This window comes from Streptomyces sp. NRRL F-2580, from assembly GCF_000720115.1.
Taxonomy (GTDB): Bacteria; Actinomycetota; Actinomycetes; order Streptomycetales; family Streptomycetaceae; genus Streptomyces.
The window spans coordinates 2,501-5,007 of record NZ_JOIR01000083.1; the positions used below are offsets into that span (position 1 = coordinate 2,501).

Annotated in this window: 1 rRNA gene (cut by a window edge); it reads left to right on the forward strand. The window is 56.4% G+C overall.

The annotated features are described in order from the left end of the window. Positions 1 to 2,476: ribosomal RNA gene (locus IF88_RS0139350) — 23S ribosomal RNA — on the forward strand (it extends 648 nt beyond the left edge of the window). Positions 2,477 to 2,507: the final 31 nt, after the last annotated feature.

Here is a 2,507-nt window from a genome sequence, read left to right on the forward strand (position 1 = left end):
ACGGTCGTGACTGCGTGCCTTTTGAAGAATGAGCCTGCGAGTTAGCGGTGTGTAGCGAGGTTAACCCGTGTGGGGAAGCCGTAGCGAAAGCGAGTCCGAATAGGGCGATTGAGTTGCACGCTCTAGACCCGAAGCGGAGTGATCTAGCCATGGGCAGGTTGAAGCGGAGGTAAGACTTCGTGGAGGACCGAACCCACCAGGGTTGAAAACCTGGGGGATGACCTGTGGTTAGGGGTGAAAGGCCAATCAAACTCCGTGATAGCTGGTTCTCCCCGAAATGCATTTAGGTGCAGCGTCGTGTGTTTCTTGCCGGAGGTAGAGCACTGGATAGGCGATGGGCCCTACCGGGTTACTGACCTTAGCCAAACTCCGAATGCCGGTAAGTGAGAGCACGGCAGTGAGACTGTGGGGGATAAGCTCCATGGTCGAGAGGGAAACAGCCCAGAGCATCGACTAAGGCCCCTAAGCGTACGCTAAGTGGGAAAGGATGTGGAGTCGCAGAGACAACCAGGAGGTTGGCTTAGAAGCAGCCACCCTTGAAAGAGTGCGTAATAGCTCACTGGTCAAGTGATTCCGCGCCGACAATGTAGCGGGGCTCAAGCGTACCGCCGAAGTCGTGTCATTGCAGCAATAGGGCCAACGCCCGCTGTGATGGGTAGGGGAGCGTCGTGTGCCGGGTGAAGCAGCAGCGGAAGCTAGTTGTGGACGGTTCACGAGTGAGAATGCAGGCATGAGTAGCGATACACACGTGAGAAACGTGTGCGCCGATTGACTAAGGGTTCCTGGGTCAAGCTGATCTGCCCAGGGTAAGTCGGGACCTAAGGCGAGGCCGACAGGCGTAGTCGATGGACAACCGGTTGATATTCCGGTACCCGCTTTGAAACGCCCAATATCGAATCAGGCGATGCTAAGTCCGTGAAGCCGTTCCGGACCCTTCGGGGAAAGGAAAGTGGTGGAGCCGACGAACCAGACTTGTAGTAGGTAAGCGATGGGGTGACGCAGGAAGGTAGTCCAGCCCGGGCGGTGGTTGTCCCGGGGTAAGGGTGTAGGCCGAGGGGTAGGCAAATCCGTCCCTCATATAAGGCTGAGACCTGATGCCGAGCCGATTGTGGTGAAGTGGATGATCCTATGCTGTCGAGAAAAGCCTCTAGCGAGTTTCATGGCGGCCCGTACCCTAAACCGACTCAGGTGGTCAGGTAGAGAATACCGAGGCGTTCGGGTGAACTATGGTTAAGGAACTCGGCAAAATGCCCCCGTAACTTCGGGAGAAGGGGGGCCATCACTGGTGATCGGATTTACTCCGTGAGCTGGGGGTGGCCGCAGAGACCAGCGAGAAGCGACTGTTTACTAAAAACACAGGTCCGTGCGAAGCCGTAAGGCGATGTATACGGACTGACGCCTGCCCGGTGCTGGAACGTTAAGGGGACCGGTTAGTGCGCTTTCGGGCGTGCGAAGCTGAGAACTTAAGCGCCAGTAAACGGCGGTGGTAACTATAACCATCCTAAGGTAGCGAAATTCCTTGTCGGGTAAGTTCCGACCTGCACGAATGGCGTAACGACTTCTCGACTGTCTCAACCATAGGCCCGGTGAAATTGCACTACGAGTAAAGATGCTCGTTTCGCGCAGCAGGACGGAAAGACCCCGGGACCTTTACTACAGTTTGATATTGGTGTTCGGTTCGGCTTGTGTAGGATAGGTGGGAGACTGTGAAACCTCAACGCCAGTTGGGGTGGAGTCATCGTTGAAATACCACTCTGGTCGTGCTGGATGTCTAACCTCGGTCCGTGATCCGGATCAGGGACAGTGTCTGATGGGTAGTTTAACTGGGGCGGTTGCCTCCCAAAGGGTAACGGAGGCGCCCAAAGGTTCCCTCAGCCTGGTTGGCAATCAGGTGTTGAGTGTAAGTGCACAAGGGAGCTTGACTGTGAGACCGACGGGTCGAGCAGGGACGAAAGTCGGGACTAGTGATCCGGCGGTGGCTTGTGGAAGCGCCGTCGCTCAACGGATAAAAGGTACCCCGGGGATAACAGGCTGATCTTCCCCAAGAGTCCATATCGACGGGATGGTTTGGCACCTCGATGTCGGCTCGTCGCATCCTGGGGCTGGAGTCGGTCCCAAGGGTTGGGCTGTTCGCCCATTAAAGCGGTACGCGAGCTGGGTTTAGAACGTCGTGAGACAGTTCGGTCCCTATCCGCTGTGCGCGTAGGAATATTGAGAAGGGCTGTCCCTAGTACGAGAGGACCGGGACGGACGAACCTCTGGTGTGCCAGTTGTCCTGCCAAGGGCATGGCTGGTTGGCTACGTTCGGGAGGGATAACCGCTGAAAGCATCTAAGCGGGAAGCCTGCTTCAAGATGAGTATTCCCACCTCCTTGAGAGGGTAAGGCTCCCAGTAGACGACTGGGTTGATAGGCCAGATGTGGAAGCCCGGTAACGGGTGAAGCTGACTGGTACTAATAGGCCGAGGGCTTGTCCTCAGTTGCTCGCGTCCACTGTGTTAGTTCTGAA